The organism is Bradyrhizobium sp. NDS-1, assembly GCF_032918005.1.
GTDB lineage: Bacteria > Pseudomonadota > Alphaproteobacteria > Rhizobiales > Xanthobacteraceae > Bradyrhizobium > Bradyrhizobium tunisiense.
Genome location: NZ_CP136628.1, coordinates 3,161,256 through 3,176,067 on the forward strand (window position 1 = coordinate 3,161,256; position 14,812 = coordinate 3,176,067).

Sequence of the window (14,812 nt, forward strand, 5' to 3'; positions counted from 1 at the left end):
CTTACTTGTCTTCGCCAGAGACGGCATCGAGGCGCTGCAGCACCTTGACCCAGCCGTCGCTCATGTTGCGATAAGCGGTATCGTTCTTTGGCGTCACGAAGCCGGAGTGCACCACGCGCACGCGCGTCCCTGCTTCGACCGGTGTGAGCGACCAGGTGACGACCGTATCAAGCGCCGAGCCGTAACCGGTGTTGCTCTCGTCGCCGCCCTTCCAGGCGTAAGCGAAGCGCTGGTTCGGCACGACCTCCAGAACGCGGCAATGGATCGTGCCATCCCACGCGCCGGCCGGATTGGTCTTGAACGTGAAATTGTTGCCCTCAACGGCCTCGAAACCGGTCGGCGGCATCAGCCAGCGCGCAATCAACTGGGCACTGGTCAGCGCCTTCCAGATCGTCGCGACGGCGTGAGGGAAGACTTCATCGATGACGATGTTCTGAGTTTGGACTTTGGAAGCAACTGCACTCACGGATCGATCTCCTTCAAGAGGTCACGCAGGTTCTGGAAGCGCTCGCGCCAGAACACGCCGTAATGGTCCATCCAGGTGACCAGGGGCTCGAGCCCTCGCGGCGCGGCGCGGTAATAGACGTTGCGGCCCTCGGCGCGCTCGGCCACGAGGCCGGCCTGCTTGAGAGACTTGAGGTGCTGCGAGATCGCGCCTTGGGTCACTCCGCTGCCGCGGGTGAGCTCGGCGACGCTGATCTCCTTGCTCTCGAAGACACGCTCGAACACGGCGCGCCGGGTCGGGTCGGCGAGGGCGCGCATCACGGTGGTGATGGGATTTGGGTCGGCGTTGATCATGTCATTCTATTAGTCAACGCTAATTCATTAGTCAATACTAATTCGTTGGAATTCTGATCTGTCACGAAGGCTGGCTTGACGATGACTGACTAGTCAGTCATAATAGAAAAATGACAAAGAGATCCACCAAGCTCGCCAAGCCCTCTGCAGAGAGCGGGTCGCACACGTCCGCAGCCCAAGGCGCGCTGCCTGTGTCGAACCGTACTGCGCGTGCGCAGGAGCGGCGCGCGGCGATCGTGGAGGCGGCAATGGAGGAATTCATCGCCCGCGGCTTTGCCGCGACGCGCCTTGACGACATCGCCAAACGCGCCGGTGTCGCCAAGGGCACGATCTACCTGCACTTCAAGGACAAGGAATCGATGTTCGAGGAGCTGGTGCGCATCGTGATCGTGCCAGTCGTGGCGCGGCTGACCGCGCTACCGCCGCCGGCGGGCTCGGTGCGCGACCTCGTCGAAGCCTTCGCCAGTAACTTCCTGAAAGAGGTCATCGGCACTAGGCGCGGCGATCTGGTGCGCCTGATCGTGGCGGAGGGGCCGCGCTTTCCGGCCGTCGCCGACTTCTACTACCGCGAGGTCGTGTCGCGCGGGATTGCCGCCATGCGCGGGCTGATCGAGCTCGGCATCGCTCGCGGCGAGATCCACCAGAAGGACCTCGCGCGCTACCCACAGATCATGGTTGCTCCGGCGATGATCGCAGTGATCTGGCAAAGCCTGTTTGCGCGGCATGCACCGCTCGACGCGCAGGAGATGCTGCGCGTCCATCTCGATTTGATTTTTGGCGAACGGAGGACGACATGAAGTCGTCGCAAGCGATCCTTGGATTGGCATTGGTCGTTACGCTCGCGACCGGCCTTGCCGGGTGCAAGGAGAAGCGCGATCCCGGCTTCCAGGGCTGGGTCGAGGCCGACATGATCTTCGTCAGCCCGGACGAAGCCGGCCGGGTAACCAAGCTCAATGTCCGCGAGGGCGACGAGGTCAAGGTCGGCGATCACCTCTATTCCGTCGACGATGATCTCCAGCTTGCCGATCTCAACCAGAACAAGGCGACGCTCGCCAACGCACAGCAAACTTATGATCGCGCAGCCTCGCTGAACAAGACCGGCTCCGGCACGCAAGCCAATCTCGATTCCGCGGTGTCATCGTTGCGCGTCGCGGAGGCGCGGGTGGCGACGTCGGAGACGCGGATGGCGCGGCGCAAGGGCTTTGCGCCTGTTGCCGGCACCATCCAGCAGATCTATTTCCGCGAGGGTGAGATGGTGGGGGCGCAGCGGCCGGTGCTGTCGATCATGCCGCCCGGTAACATGAAGCTGCGCTTCTTCGTGCCGGAGACCGCGCTGCCGAAGGTCGCGATCGGCGACACGGTACGAATCTCTTGCGACAATTGCGCGGCCGACCTCACCGCAAAGATCTATTTCATTGCGACCTCGGCCGAATACACCCCGCCTGTCATCTACAGTCTCGATGAGCGCAACAAGCTGGTCTATCTGGTCCAGGCGCGGCCCTCGCGGCCTGATGCCCTGCGCGTGGGACAGCCGATCGACGTCTATCTCAATCCGAAGACTCCGGTGGCGGACAAGCGATGAGCGAGGGAAACGGCATCGCGATCGACGTCAAGGGCCTGACCAAGTCGTTCGGGGGCCGCGAGGTCGTGCACGATCTGTCGATGCAGGTGAAGCGCGGCTCGATCTATGGCTTCCTCGGGCCCAACGGCTCGGGCAAGACAACCACCATCCGCATCCTCTGTGGGCTGCTCACGCCCGACAGCGGTGAGGGCACCTGCCTCGGCTACGACATCCGGCGCGATGCCGAAAAGATCAAGCGCCAGGTCGGCTACATGACCCAGCGCTTCAGCCTGTACCAGGATCTCTCGGTACGCGAGAATCTCGAATTCGTGGCGCGGCTCTATGGCGTCACCGACGCGCGAGGTGCCGCGCGCGACATGATCAAGCGGCTCGGGCTCTCCGGTCGCGAGGAGCAGCTTGCGGGCGAGCTCTCCGGCGGCTGGAAGCAGCGACTCGCGCTCGGGGCATGCACGCTGCCCAATCCGCAACTCCTGCTGCTCGACGAGCCCACCGCCGGCGTCGATCCCAAGGCGCGGCGCGACTTCTGGAACGAGATCCATGCCCTCGCCGCCGAGGGCCTCACCGTCCTGGTCTCTACCCATTACATGGACGAAGCCGAGCGCTGCCACGAGATCGCCTACATCGCCTACGGCCATCTGCTGACGCATGGCACAGTGGAGGAGGTGATCGCGAAATCCGCGCTGACGACCTACACCGTGACGGGCGAGGACCTCAACCGCCTCACGGCCGAGCTGACCGGCAAGCCGGGGATCGACATGGTGGCGCCGTTCGGCACCTCGCTGCACGTGTCCGGCCGCGACGTCGCGGCGCTCGAAGCCAGCATCGGGCCGTGGCGTGAGAAGAGCGGCCTGCACTGGCAGAAATCGTCGCCGTCGCTGGAAGACGTGTTCATCGAGCTGATGGGTCGCTCCAAGGACAATTTTCAATGAGCGCCGTCGATCCTCCCGCACCGCGCCACGAAATCCGGGAACGCTTCGGCTTCCTGCGGCGCTCTTATGCAATGCTGGTCAAGGAGTTCATCCAGCTCAGGCGGGATCGCGTGTCCTTCGCGATGATCGTGATGCTGCCCGTGATGCAGCTCATGCTGTTCGGCTATGCCATCAACACCACGCCGCGCCATCTGCCGAGCGCGGTGCTGCTCCAGGAGGACTCCGATCTCGCCCGCTCGATTTTGAAGGCGCTGGAGAACACCGCATATTTCCGCTTCCTCTATGAGGTGCACGACGTCGACGATTTCGACAACCTCCTGAAATCCGGCAAGGTGCTGTTCGGCATCGAGATCCCGCGCGGCTTCGAGCGCGCGGTGCGGCGCGGCGACAGGCCGGCATTGCTGGTCGCGGCCGACGCCACGGATCCCGTTGCGGCCAGCGCGGCGATCGGTTCGCTCGGTATGGTGGTGCAGACCGCGCTCAAGCACGATCTCTATATCGGCGATCCCCCGGAGATGCCGTTCGAGATCCGCGCGCACGCCCGCTACAATCCGGCAGCTAGCTCCAGCCTGAACATCGTGCCCGGTCTCGTCGGCACCATCCTGACCATGACCATGCTGATCTTCACCGCGCTGTCTGTCACGCGCGAGGTCGAGCGCGGCACCATGGAAAGCCTCTTGTCGATGCCGATCAAGCCGGTCGAGGTGATGTTCGGCAAGATCGTGCCTTACGTCCTGGTCGGCTTCGTGCAGGCGTTCCTCATCATCAGCATCGGCGTCGGCCTGTTCGGCGTGCCACTGATCGGCAATCTGTTCCTGTTGGCGCTGCTCTCGACACTGTTCATCACCACCAATCTGGCGATCGGCTACACCATCTCGACCCTGGTGCAGAACCAGCTCCAGGCCATGCAGATGTCGATGATGTTCTTTCTGCCGAGCATTCTGCTCTCCGGCTTCATGTTCCCGTTCGCGGGCATGCCGGCCTGGGCGCAATATCTCGGCGAAGCCCTGCCGCTGACGCATTATCTGCGCATCGTCCGCGCCATCATGCTCAAGGGCGCGACCATGGAGAACTTACGCTTCGACACGCTGGCGCTGGTAGCCCTGATGCTGCTCGCCATGACCATCGCCGTGACGCGCTTCCGCCGCACGCTGGATTGAGGCACAATGACCCGGAATCGGGGGGCGGAATGGCCAGGTTTGCGAGCAGGAAGGCGCGGCAGCATGCCGTGCTATCGGGAGATTTCGAACGGGAGCTGACGCGAGAAGTGCTGCGCACCGAGCTGTTGCGGGTGCGAGCGCTGATCGCGACGGGTTGCGTCATGATGCTGCTGCTCACCGGGATCTATCTGATCGATCCCATCTTGGTGAACCGGGTGTGGCGCGGAACGGAAGGGTTTGTCCAGGTCTACGGCCTCCTCGGCGGCTTCATTCTGTTCGAGGTCTGGGTCCACACCCAGATCAGGAGGAACCTCCGGCTCGACCGCGATCTGCCGGTGGTCAGGCGCTATATCGGCACTCTGATTGAGACGTCGTTGCCCACGGTGATCCTGATCCTGCAGACCCGGACCATGGGCCCGAGTCAGGCTCTCGGCTTTGCGGTGCCGCTGATGTACTTCATCTTCGTCATCCTCTCGACCCTGCGTCTCGACTTCTGGCTCTCGGCATTCACAGGCTTGGTGGCCGCAGCCGGGCTTCTGTCGGTCGCGCTGTACTACAACGCGGCTGATGAAGCCGGCGATCCCCTGATCTATTTCCACGCCGTGCGCAGCATCGTCATCCTGATCTGCGGCGTGTTGGCAGGCGCCGTCGGCGCTCAATTGCGCCGCCAGTTCGCCACGAGCGTCGCGGCTGCGACCGCACGCGACCGCGTCACCAATCTGTTCGGCCAGCACGTCTCGCCGCAGGTGGTGGAGCGGCTTATGGCGCAGGGAACGAGCGCAAGCGGCGATCTTCGCCGCGTCGCCGTGATGTTCGTCGATTTCCGCGGCTTCACCGCCGGTGCGCAATCGCGCACGCCGCAGGAGGTGGTCGACCGGCTCGACGGCGCCTTCGCCGTGCTGGTCGACATCCTCGACCACCACGGCGGCATCGTGAACAAGTTTCTCGGCGATGGCTTCCTCGCGCTGTTCGGCGCACCGCTGGAGGCCTCCGACGCCGCGCCGCGTGCGGTCGCCGCGGGCCGCGAGATGCTGAGCGCGATGGACCGCATCAATGCCCAGACGAGCTGGCCGCTGCGCATCGGCATCGGGATCCATTTCGGCGAGGTCGTCGCCGGAAACATCGGCTCGCCACGGCGCAAGGAGTACACCGTCATCGGCGACACCGTGAACTTCGCCTCGCGGCTGGAAGCGCTGAACAAGGAGTTCGGCTCGCAGTTCCTGATCTCGGCGACCGTGCGCGAGGCGCTGGGCGAGGCCGGCAGCGATGCCGTCGCGCTCGGCGAGGTCGAGGTGCGCGGCTACGAGCGGCCGGTGGCGGTGTTTCAATTGGGCTAGCACGCGTCCCATACCGCTGGCGCTCGCTCTTCCACTTCATGGATCGATTGCTCCGATTGCTCCGAATTGTGGGGCATGACGAGCGATATCGCCGGCCTGTAGACTGCCGGCGAGGCCGCCGGTCGCGGCCGTGACTTGCATGAGGGATCGAGGATGCAGCGCCGTTACGTCACCGTCGACGTGTTCACCGACCGCGCCTTCGGCGGCAATCAGCTCGCCGTTGTGCTCGACGCGGGCGGGCTGTCGAGCACGCAGATGCAGGCGATCGCGACCGAGTTCAACTATTCCGAGACGACTTTCGTGCTGCCGCCGCGCAATCCCGGGCACGACGCGGAGGTCCGCATCTTCACACCGGTTCGGGAGCTTCCCTTCGCGGGTCATCCCAATGTCGGCACTGCCTTCGTGCTGGCGAGCCTCGCCAGGGAGCCGAAGCCGCGCCTGCTGTTCGAAGAGAAGGCTGGGCTCGTGCCGGTCGAGATTCGTAGAGAGCAGGGAAAGGTGGTCAGCACCGAGCTGACCGCGCCGCAGCCGCTGTCGCGGCTGGCGGAAGTTTCCGCCGCGGACGTGGCGTCCTGCATCTCTCTGAGCGCCGATGACATCAGGACCGATCGCCACGCGCCACAGGTCGTCGGTGTCGGGACGCCGTTCGTGGTCGCGGAGGTGCGATCGCGCGAGGCGGTGCGGCGGGCCAAGCCGGATGCCGCGGCATTCGGCCGGATGCTGCCGCGCGACGGCGCTTTCTCGGTCTATTTCTACACGCGCGATGTGCCGGCTGCGGAGGCGCCATGCGAGCGCCAGGCGCGAATGTTCTTCCCCGGGGCCAGCGGCCTGATCGAAGACCCCGCCACCGGCAGCGCCACAGTTGCTGCAGCCGCACTGTTCGCCGATCTCGATCCCGCGCCTGACGGCGAGCTCACGCTTACCGTCGGCCAGGGGTTTGACATGGGCCGGCCGAGCATCCTGCTGACGCGCGTGCGCAAGCAGCACGGCAAGATCGTCTCCGCCCACGTCGGCGGCAGCTGCGTGCAGATGATGGAGGGGTCGTTCCAGCTTGCGGGAGAGGGCTAGCCGCCATTCCGGGTTCGCGCCAAGGGCGCCGCGGAATGACGGCGGCAGCTACGTCTGCCGCCCGGCCAAATTCTTCACCGCCACGCCATCCCGCTCCTCGATGATCTCCGCGATCATCTGGCGGTGGCAATGAGTGTGGTCCCGCTCGTAGCACAGCAGGCACACGGGGCCGGCCTTCTTCACCAGGGCCGAGAGCTCGTCCATTGCTTCCCTGGCCTCGGGCGCCTTCAGGTGCTTCGAAAAAATCTTCTCCAGCACGTCGTACTGCCCGCTGCGCGCCGCCAAGCGGCCTTCCTTCGGCGTGCCGAGCGCGGCGAGGTGAACATAGGCGATGCCGCGCTCGTCGAGTCCGGCGGACAGCTGCTTCTTGGAAAAGCCCGGGCGCCGCGACGACGTCACGGCGCGCACGTCGACCACGAGCTTGACGCCGGCCTCTTCCAACTCGTCCAGCACGGCCTTGGGCGGCGTCTGCTCATAGCCGATGGTGAAGAGCTTTCTTGCCTTTGCCATGGGACAGCTCAGCTTATCCGCGCGATCAGTTCCATGGCGCCGTGAGGTGCGCGCACCTTGCCTTCGTGGATGACGTAGGCGAACACGTCGCGTGGCTCCTTCTTCGGCTTGGCCTTGTCGACTTTCGGCAGATCATCCGGTTCACCGCCCGAAGCCCAGGCCTGGAAGCGCTCGGCCCAGGCGTCGAGCTGCTTCGGCGGGTAGCAGGTCTTGATCTCGTCATTGCCCTTCTGAAGCCGGGCATAGACGAAATCGCCGGCGACGTCGGCGATGGCAGGATATTTGCCGTGCTCGGCGAACACCACGGGGGTCTCGAATTCGCGGATCAGCGCCACGAAGTCGGGCGTGCAGAAACTGTCGTGGCGGACCTCAACGACATGGCGGAGCGCGCGGCCCTCGAGCTTGCGCGGCAACAGTTCGAGGAACTTGCCGAAATCGGCGCCGTCGAACTTTTTCGTCGGGGCAAACTGCCAGAGCACCGGCCCGAGATGATCACCGAGCTCCAGCACGCCGGAATCATAGAATCGCTTGATGGAGTCGCCAGCTTCGGCGAGCACGCGGCGATTGGTTGCGAAGCGCGGTCCCTTTACCGAGAACACGAAGCCGTCGGGCACCTCGCTTGCCCATTTGCGAAAGCTCTCCGGCTTCTGCGAGCCGTAATAGGTGCCGTTGATCTCGATCGAGGTCAGCTTCGAGGCTGCGTAAGACAGCTCCTTCGCCTGTGTGAGTTTCTCCGGATAGAACACGCCGCGCCACGGCTCGAAGGTCCAGCCGCCGATGCCGATGAAGATGTTGCCGGACTTTTTTGACGCGGTTTTTGCTTTGGCCACGGGAGGATCTCGCATCGACGGGGAGGGAGGGGCTTATCCTAGTCAAACGAGATGTGATTGGCCAGTTCTCGCGTCGAGTCTAAGCTCGGCGTCGCGATCGGCGAAAAAGGAGATCAAGATGCGGATGCTGATGGTGGGAGCGGTGCTCGGCATGATGACATCGGCCGCCATGATATCTCCGGTCATGGCGGATGATGACGATGCCAAGGGCGCGCAGAAGCTCGCCCAGCGGGGCCGCGACGATTATTGGCATTGCCTGGCGCGGGAATATTCGCGTGACAGCAATCAGGGAATGACGGAACAGGATTTTGTCCGCTCGGTCGCGGGCGCCTGTCCGTCGGAGCGGCAATACTACCGGGTGGTGCTGCTCGACTATCTCACGACCCAATTTCCGAACATTGATGCCGGCGCACATCTCGCGACCGCGAACAGGGCAGTGGAGTTTGCGCAAAAGGACATCGTGACGGCCTTCGTCAAGCACAGGCTGCCGGCGAAGTAGGAGCCGAAAGCGAATGGGGAGTAGCGAATAGGGCAGGAAGGCCAGCCTCCCTATTCGCTACTCCCCGTTCGCTATTCGCCCCTTCGGCCGTGCGCCCATCCATGGTATCACCGGGCGCATCTGGAACAGGGATGGGTTTCATGTCGTCTGAGTCGATGGGGGGCATTTTGGGCGCGATCGTCGCCGCGATCGTGCTGGCGGTCGCCGTCGTGTTCGGGCCGATCGGCCAATATGGCAAGCCGCCCAAACCGGCGAAAGCCGAGCCCGCCCCGGCTGCGGCCCCGGCAGCCCCCGCCGCGCCCGCGCCGCGCGGCCCGATCATCCGGGAAGTGCCCAACCAATAGGGCTCAAAATGGTGGTTTTCGCCCCTTGCGAACCGGTCGGGTCGTTCCTATCTAGCTTCTAACGGCGACGTTGAGCGGAAAACTCCGGCGCTGGGACGACCTTGGAATAGCTTGGGCTTGCGCCGGATGTACGCGCGGCCCGCCGTTCCGGGGTCGTTGGCATTTTGGGACCCCTTTTGGGTCATTTCCCACAGACCCCCCGGCTTGGCAGCGCAAGAACTTGGCAGCGTAGGACGCGGCGGATATACGCTGCCGTCATGAACGAAGCGATCAGACCGGGCTCCGACCATCCGCCGCAGGCTCAAGAGGGCCCGGAACTGTCGGTCATCGTCCCGACCTTCAACGAACGCGACAATGTCACGGTATTGTACCGGCGGCTGGAGGCGACCCTCACCAACGTCGCCTGGGAGGTCGTGTTCGTCGACGACAATTCGCCCGACGGCACCTGGGACGTCGTGCGCGCGCTGGCGCAGCAGGACAGCCGCGTCCGCTGCGTCCGCCGCATCGGCCGCCGCGGCCTGTCGGGCGCCTGTATCGAGGGCATCCTTGCCTCGAGTGCGCCGTTTGTCGCCGTGATCGACGCCGATCTCCAGCACGACGAGGCACAGCTGCCGAAGATGCTGTTGCTGCTCGCAAGCGATGAGGCCGACCTCGTCGTCGGAAGCCGCTACATCGAGGGCTACAAGAGCGAGGGCTTCAACAAGCAGCGCGCCGGCGCCAGCGCGCTGGCGACCGAGTTCGCGAGGAAGATGCTGCGGGTCGAGATCGCCGATCCCATGAGCGGGTTCTTCATGATGCGCCGCGATCGCTTCGAGGAGCTCGCGCCAAAGCTGTCCGTGCACGGCTTCAAGATCCTGCTCGACATCGTCGCGACTGCGAGCGGCACCTTGCGGGCCGTCGAGATTCCCTACACGTTCGGCGCGCGTCAGCATGGCGAGAGCAAGCTCGATTCCATGGTCGCGCTCGACTTCCTCGGTCTCGTCCTCGCCAAGCTGAGCAACGATGTCGTCTCGCTGCGCTTCATCCTGTTCGCGATGGTCGGCGGCATCGGCCTCGTGGTGCACCTCACCACGCTGTTCATCGGACTCCAGCTGTTCAAGGTGCCGTTCCCGGAGGCGCAGGCTGCCGGTGCCATCGTCGCCATGACCAGCAATTTCATCCTCAACAATTTCCTCACCTATCGCGACCAGCGGTTGAGGGGCTTTGCGCTGCTGCGCGGCCTGATCGCCTTCTACATCGTGTGCAGCGTTGGCTTGCTCGCCAATGTCGGCGTCGCCTTCTCGGTGTACGACCAGGAGCCGATCTGGTGGCTGGCCGGCATGGCCGGTGCGCTGATGGGCGTGGTGTGGAACTACGCGATGTCAGGCCTGTTCGTCTGGCGCAAGAAATAGCGCAATATGGGTGGAGCTGACGCGCGGATCGTCCGCAACACCGCGCTGCTGATTCTCGCGCTGGTCGGTTTGCGGCTCGTCGCGGCCGCGTTCACACCTATTACCTTCGACGAAGCCTATTACTGGATGTGGTCGAAGAATCTGGCGGGCGGTTATTATGACCACCCGCCGATGGTCGCCTATGTGATCCGCGCCGGCACCATGATCGCCGGCGATACCGAGCTCGGCGTCCGCCTGGTCTCGATCCTGCTGGCGCTGCCGATGAGCTATGCGGTCTATCGCTCTGCCGCGATCCTGTTCGGCGGCGCGCGTGTCGCCGCGACCAGCGCCATCCTGCTCAACGTGACGATGATGGCCTCGATCGGCACGCTGATCGTGACGCCCGATGCGCCGCTGCTGGTCGCCTCCAGCTTCGTGCTGTTCTTCCTCGCCAAGGTGCTGGAGACCGGCCGAGGTGCCTGGTGGCTCGCGGTCGGCGCAGCCGTCGGCGCGGCGCTGCTGTCGAAATACACCGCGATGTTCTTCGGGTTGGCGATTCTGATCTGGCTGGCTTGCGTGCCGAAACTGCGGCGCTGGTTTCTCTCGCCCTGGCCCTATCTCGGCGGCCTCGTTGCGCTGGCGCTGTTCTTGCCGGTGATCCTCTGGAATGCGGACCATCAATGGGTCTCGTTCGCAAAGCAGCTTGGGCGCGCGAAGATCGAAGACTTTCGTCCGGTCTTCATCGCCGAGCTGATCCCGACCCAGATCGCGTTCGCAACCCCGCTCGTCTTCATCCTCGGCGCGATGGGCCTGCACGCGCTGACCTGGCACAGGGCCGGCGCGCTGGCCTCGCGCGTGCTGATCGAGACGATGTTCTGGACCATCGTCGCCTATTTCGTCTGGCATTCGCTGCATGCCCGCGTCGAGGCCAACTGGTTCGCGCCGGTCTATCCGCCCTTCGTTATTGCCGCGGCGGCCGCCGTCAACCTCGTGCAGTGGAAGCCGCGTGCGCGGCGCCTGTTGGATTTCTGCCTGCGCTGGGCCGCGCCCGTCGGCATCGTGATGTTTGCCGCGCTGATCGTGCAGGCCAATACCGGCTGGCTCTCCGGATATCGCCGCGATGCCACCGTGCGCAGCGTCGGCGTCGGCTGGCGCGAACTCGCCGCCGAGATCGAAACGGTGCGCGCGCGTCATGGCGCCACCTGTGTGCTCGCGCAGGACTACGGCACCACCGGCTGGCTCGCCTTCTACCTGCCGCGCGGCACCTGCGTGGTGCAGCGGACCCAGCGCATCCGCTGGGTCAACATGGTCGAGCCGGATCCAAAGCTGCTCGCTGGCAAGCTGCTGTATGTCGACGAACTGCGCCCGGAGGGACATCCCGTCCTCCACCACCTCTTTGCGAAGGTCACGCAGGTTGCGCAATTGCAGCGCAAGCGCGGGCCGCTCGTGGTCGAAACCTACGGCATCGATCTGCTGGAAGGCGCCAAGGGCGACGTGCTGGACCGCTCGCCGCCGCCGGAAGCAAGGTAGCTTTGTCGCCCTCGCGGAGACCTCAGCGAGTGCGGCGTTCTACGGCGGTGGCCTTCAGCCGATCATCTCGGCCTTTGCAGCATCCTGGTCCGGCCCGCCCCGATCCCGCCAGAACCACACCGTCACGACGCCCGAACGGCCGCGGACGCGGGCGAGCAGGGGGCCTGACAGAACGCCGTCAGGCGCCCCGTGGAAGTCGGCCGCATCGAGCAGCGTATCGCTCAGCGCGAGCCGTGCGCCGTTCTGGGCGGCGACCTCCATCAGCCGGCTCGCGACGTTGACGGTGTCGCCCGTCGCCGTGATGTGCTGGTGACTCTCGCCGAGGCGGGAGGCGACGATCTCGCCGAAATGCGCGCCGATCTTGAAGCCGAGCCGATCGCCGATTGCTGGCGGCAAGGACGCGATCCAGCGTTCGACGCCGCGATGCAGGTCGATCGAACATTTCAGCGCGCTTGCCGCGTCATCGGGCATCGCTCGCGGCAGGCCGAACAGGATCATGGCGCCGTCGCCGAGAAAGCCGGTGATCGTGCCGCCACAATCGGCCGCAGTCTTGTCGATCAGCGCATGAAATGCCTTCAGGACCTCCTGGATCGCATCCGGGTCGGTCTGCTCGCTCAGGCCTGTGAAGCCGGAGAGATCGATGAAGACCACGGCCGCGTTCTGCCGTACGGGTCTTGACAGAAAATCCGGATCGCGCGCCAACCACTCCTGCACCGCGGGCGCCTGGAACCGGGCCAGCGACCTGCTCTTGGCAGCGAGATATTGCGTGCGGCGGCCTCCGGCCCACAGCTGTACGCCGGCAAAGATCGCAAACGGGGGCACGGCGGCGGCAAGCGTGGTTGCTGCATTCAGCCAGACGCCATGCGTAAACGCGAACGTATTGAGCCCGGCCCAGGCGATCATCACCGCAGCTGCCGCCATGATGCCGAGCGCGCTGCGCCGCCAGGCCAGCGAGCCGACCAGCAAGAGCGGCAGCAGGATCGCAGCAAAAGCGTCGGCGATACGAACCCTGTAATCGCGCACGATGCCGTCGCCGGCAACGAGATGCGTGATCGCAGTCGAGACCACTTCGACGCCGGGCATCAGGGAATCGAAGGGTGTGGGATAGAAGTCGCCGCCGCCGGCGACCGAGGCGCCGATCACGACGATCCGGTTCTCGATCGCGTCGCGTTTGAGCGTGCCGTCGAAGATGGCCTGTGCGCTGACGGTGCGGATGGTGCGTCTCGGACCGTAATAGGTGATGGGCAGTGCGAAATCGGTATCGGTCGGCACGGCGCGGTCACCGAGCATGAGGCGATCCGGTGCAATCGTCAGCGACTTGTCGAGCGCGCGCGCCGCGACGCGCAACGGGAACGACAGCTCGACCTTGTCGCGGGTCCGGAACAGCATCGGCACCGAAAGAGGTGAGCCCGACTGCCCTGTCGCGACGTTGACGACGCCGACCTCGGCGTGGTCGGCGAACGCGGGCAACGGCAGCAGGAAGCGTTCGGCCTGCGGCAGCACGGCGAGGGGGCCCTGGCTGCTGGCCTCGACGGTCTCGCTGGCGCTGGGAAAGATTGCCGCGGCGGCGAGCACCATGGGGCCGGTGGCGAGCGTGTTCGCCAGCGTCGCATCTCCGATCGCGGCGCTGCGGTCGACCAGCAGCAGGTCGATCGCGACGACCTTCGGCTTGAACTGCACGATGGTGTCGACGACACGGGCGAGATCGGCGCGCGGCAGCGGATAGCTGCCGCCGCGCTTCACCACGGTATCGTCGATCGCGACGATGGTGACGAGATCGGGCGGACGCTGTACGCCGCGGATCTGGGTCCGCCAATCCGTCAGCGTTGCTTCGAGGCGGTCGAGAAAGCGCAGATGACCGTGGGCGTGCGCGGCATAGATGCCTGCGCCCCACAGCGCGGTGAGGATGAGTGCCGCCAGGATCTGAACGCGTCTAGTCACTACGTGCTGCAATCTTCTTTGCTCTGAGTCCGGTAGTCCTATTGACCAAGCCTTGCCATCAGCGCATCGACGCGCGGCTGCCCCCATGTCTTGACGGTCAACGCGCCGGTGGCTTCCACATCGACGCCCTCGCCGGGGCCCAGAACGACGCCGCGCCCACGAGCCCTGCGGCTGACGCCGACACGGCCGTCAGCGACGAAGACGGAGGTCTTGGCCTCAGCGGCGTCGACGGCCCACTTCGTGCCGCGCACCGCGGCAATCGCCTGCGGGGTCAGCACCTTGAAAGGATTGCCGCGGGGTTTTTTGGGCACCTCGATCAGCAGGGCTTTGCTGCTCAACTCCACGGAGTCTATATGTCCGTCGCGGTTGGCGTCCTTAAGTTCAAATCTGGCGCCGTTTTCTGCAACGATGGTGATGCCGTTGTTGCAGCGCCAGGTCTGCGTGCTCGCGGCTGAAACCGACGCTGTGCAGCCGGCATTGGCAGGCTGCGCCGCCGCATATCCCATCAACAAAACCGGCCAGGCCAGGGCGAAACATCCGGCGCGCGCGAACCTTCTCATGCCAGCCTCCGTTTGCATGCCCGGCACAGTTCAAGGCGATGTTGATACGGTACCGTATCACTCGCAGAGGCTGCTGAAAAGTGCCGCTCACGCAGCTATTGCCTCAGCACGGCCTTTTCCAGTCCGGCGCGATCAACTTTCGGTCAGGGGCGAGTGCCGTGCGGCACGCGCGATGTGCATGAGCGGCCGACCGGAGGCGCCCATGAGATGCGAAAGCGGCATTCGCACACCAGCCTCGCGCAACGCTCCTTCGTTATCGTGCGGGCATTGAAGACCACGAAAAGGACTTGGTTGGTGGGTCTAGAGAACGCGGCCGAAGACGTCTGCTGAATGCGCCGCCCCGGCCGAGAATTA

16 protein-coding genes are annotated in these 14,812 nt (G+C 64.8%); 10 read left to right on the plus strand and 6 right to left on the minus strand.

Translation table 11 applies throughout. The features are described 5' to 3' along the window. Window position 1: 1 nt before the first annotated feature. Both RX330_RS14680 and RX330_RS14685 read right to left on the minus strand, forming a co-directional pair. Window positions 2-466 (minus strand): SRPBCC family protein, encoded by a 465-nt coding sequence (locus RX330_RS14680; RefSeq protein ID WP_317243444.1) that lies wholly within the window; start codon window positions 464-466, stop codon window positions 2-4. Next, window positions 463-798 (minus strand): ArsR/SmtB family transcription factor, encoded by a 336-nt coding sequence (locus RX330_RS14685; RefSeq protein ID WP_317243445.1) that lies wholly within the window; start codon window positions 796-798, stop codon window positions 463-465. Before RX330_RS14685 ends, RX330_RS14680 begins: the two co-directional genes overlap by 4 nt. 110 nt (window positions 799-908) lie before the next feature. Here RX330_RS14685 and RX330_RS14690 point away from each other — a divergent pair, with 110 nt between their 5' ends. The 6 genes from RX330_RS14690 to RX330_RS14715 all read left to right on the plus strand — a co-directional run bounded on the left by RX330_RS14690 (window position 909) and on the right by RX330_RS14715 (window position 6,874). Then, on the plus strand, window positions 909-1,595 hold the full coding sequence (locus RX330_RS14690; protein WP_317243446.1) for a TetR/AcrR family transcriptional regulator: 687 nt from the start codon (window positions 909-911) through the stop codon (window positions 1,593-1,595). Next, on the plus strand, window positions 1,592-2,380 hold the full coding sequence (locus tag RX330_RS14695) for an HlyD family secretion protein (protein WP_212081475.1): 789 nt from the start codon (window positions 1,592-1,594) through the stop codon (window positions 2,378-2,380). The genes RX330_RS14690 and RX330_RS14695 overlap by 4 nt, the downstream gene beginning before the upstream one ends. Continuing rightward, window positions 2,377-3,309 carry an ABC transporter ATP-binding protein gene (locus RX330_RS14700; RefSeq protein ID WP_317243447.1) on the plus strand — a complete coding sequence of 311 codons (933 nt, stop codon included), beginning with the start codon at window positions 2,377-2,379 and terminating at the stop codon, window positions 3,307-3,309. The genes RX330_RS14695 and RX330_RS14700 overlap by 4 nt, the downstream gene beginning before the upstream one ends. Continuing rightward, entirely contained in the window at window positions 3,306-4,469 is a 1,164-nt protein-coding gene (locus RX330_RS14705) for an ABC transporter permease (RefSeq protein WP_212081473.1), read from the plus strand. The genes RX330_RS14700 and RX330_RS14705 overlap by 4 nt, the downstream gene beginning before the upstream one ends. Window positions 4,470-4,498: 29 nt before the next feature. After that, window positions 4,499-5,806: an adenylate/guanylate cyclase domain-containing protein gene (locus tag RX330_RS14710; RefSeq protein WP_317243448.1), complete on the plus strand. Its 1,308-nt coding sequence runs from the start codon at window positions 4,499-4,501 to the stop codon at window positions 5,804-5,806. A gap of 153 nt (window positions 5,807-5,959) precedes the next feature. Beyond that, complete coding sequence (locus tag RX330_RS14715) at window positions 5,960-6,874, plus strand: PhzF family phenazine biosynthesis protein (protein WP_317243449.1); 915 nt, start codon at window positions 5,960-5,962, stop codon at window positions 6,872-6,874. A 48-nt stretch (window positions 6,875-6,922) separates the two neighbouring features. On the opposite strand, the gene RX330_RS14720 is transcribed toward RX330_RS14715, so the two are convergent. Together RX330_RS14720 and RX330_RS14725 are read right to left on the minus strand one after the other, a co-directional pair. Further along, window positions 6,923-7,384 (minus strand): DUF488 family protein, encoded by a 462-nt coding sequence (locus RX330_RS14720; RefSeq protein WP_317243450.1) that lies wholly within the window; start codon window positions 7,382-7,384, stop codon window positions 6,923-6,925. 8 nt (window positions 7,385-7,392) lie between these two features. Then, window positions 7,393-8,229, minus strand: coding sequence for a DUF72 domain-containing protein (locus tag RX330_RS14725; protein WP_317243451.1), 837 nt, complete (start codon window positions 8,227-8,229; stop codon window positions 7,393-7,395). Window positions 8,230-8,332: 103 nt separating this feature from the next. Here RX330_RS14725 and RX330_RS14730 point away from each other — a divergent pair, with 103 nt between their 5' ends. The 4 genes from RX330_RS14730 to RX330_RS14745 all read left to right on the plus strand — a co-directional run bounded on the left by RX330_RS14730 (window position 8,333) and on the right by RX330_RS14745 (window position 11,957). Continuing rightward, complete coding sequence (locus tag RX330_RS14730; RefSeq protein WP_317243452.1) at window positions 8,333-8,713, plus strand: hypothetical protein; 381 nt, start codon at window positions 8,333-8,335, stop codon at window positions 8,711-8,713. Window positions 8,714-8,853: 140 nt separating this feature from the next. Continuing rightward, a complete protein-coding gene (locus tag RX330_RS14735) occupies window positions 8,854-9,057 on the plus strand; it encodes a hypothetical protein (RefSeq protein WP_212081467.1) in 204 nt (67 codons plus the stop codon). A 257-nt stretch (window positions 9,058-9,314) separates the two neighbouring features. Further along, window positions 9,315-10,448: a glycosyltransferase family 2 protein gene (locus RX330_RS14740; protein ID WP_212081466.1), complete on the plus strand. Its 1,134-nt coding sequence runs from the start codon at window positions 9,315-9,317 to the stop codon at window positions 10,446-10,448. A 6-nt stretch (window positions 10,449-10,454) separates the two neighbouring features. Further along, on the plus strand, window positions 10,455-11,957 hold the full coding sequence (locus RX330_RS14745) for a glycosyltransferase family 39 protein (RefSeq protein WP_212081465.1): 1,503 nt from the start codon (window positions 10,455-10,457) through the stop codon (window positions 11,955-11,957). A gap of 54 nt (window positions 11,958-12,011) precedes the next feature. On the opposite strand, the gene RX330_RS14750 is transcribed toward RX330_RS14745, so the two are convergent. Next, a complete protein-coding gene (locus RX330_RS14750) occupies window positions 12,012-13,898 on the minus strand; it encodes an adenylate/guanylate cyclase domain-containing protein (RefSeq protein ID WP_317243453.1) in 1,887 nt (628 codons plus the stop codon). Between the two features lie 38 nt (window positions 13,899-13,936). After that, a complete protein-coding gene (locus RX330_RS14755) occupies window positions 13,937-14,458 on the minus strand; it encodes a FecR domain-containing protein (RefSeq protein WP_317243454.1) in 522 nt (173 codons plus the stop codon). Window positions 14,459-14,812: the final 354 nt, after the last annotated feature.